The organism is Adlercreutzia caecimuris B7, assembly GCF_000403355.2.
Taxonomy (GTDB): domain Bacteria; phylum Actinomycetota; class Coriobacteriia; order Coriobacteriales; family Eggerthellaceae; genus Adlercreutzia; species Adlercreutzia caecimuris.
In genome coordinates, this window is the sequence record NZ_KE159646.1 from 2944971 (window position 1) to 2945518 (window position 548).

Annotated in this window: 1 protein-coding gene; it reads right to left on the reverse strand. The window is 76.3% G+C overall.

From position 1 onward, the window contains the following. A partial coding sequence (locus C811_RS15525; RefSeq protein WP_016310674.1) for a DUF11 domain-containing protein occupies positions 1–548 on the reverse strand: 548 nt, incomplete at both ends.

Sequence of the window (548 nt, forward strand, 5' to 3'; positions counted from 1 at the left end):
GCCACGTTGCCGATGTCGGCTCCCGCCGCCTCCCCGGTCACGAGCGCGTCGAACACGAGCACGGCCTCCTGCCCGCCGTAGAGGTGCCCGCAGGCGACGGCCAGGACGCGCGTCTTCGGGTCGTAGGCCGCGTCGTCCACGGAGACCTCCGAGCCGTCGGGCAGCGTGAGGCGGATGGTCCCGCTCACGGGCTCGAGCCCGCGGGGCACGTCGTCGCGGATCACCGCGTCCATCCAGCTCGTGCCCGCCCCGTCGTTGCGCAGGGTTATCTCGTAGCGCACCGTGTCGCCCACGCGGGTGGTGCCGTCGTCCCGGCTCGTGTTCTCGGCGGTCTTCCCGATGGCGACGTCGCCCTCGGCCGGGTCGTCGCCCACCACGACGGGCGGGACCGCCGGCGGCGAGAAGGCCTCGGGCTCGCCCGCGGGCGGCTCGGCCGGCTCGCCGGGATCGGGGCCCTCGGGGCGCGACCCCGGGCTCTCGGAGGGCACCTCGCCGTGGCCGAGCGCGATGTTGGCCGCGTTGGCGCCGAGGGCCTCCTCGCCGACGAC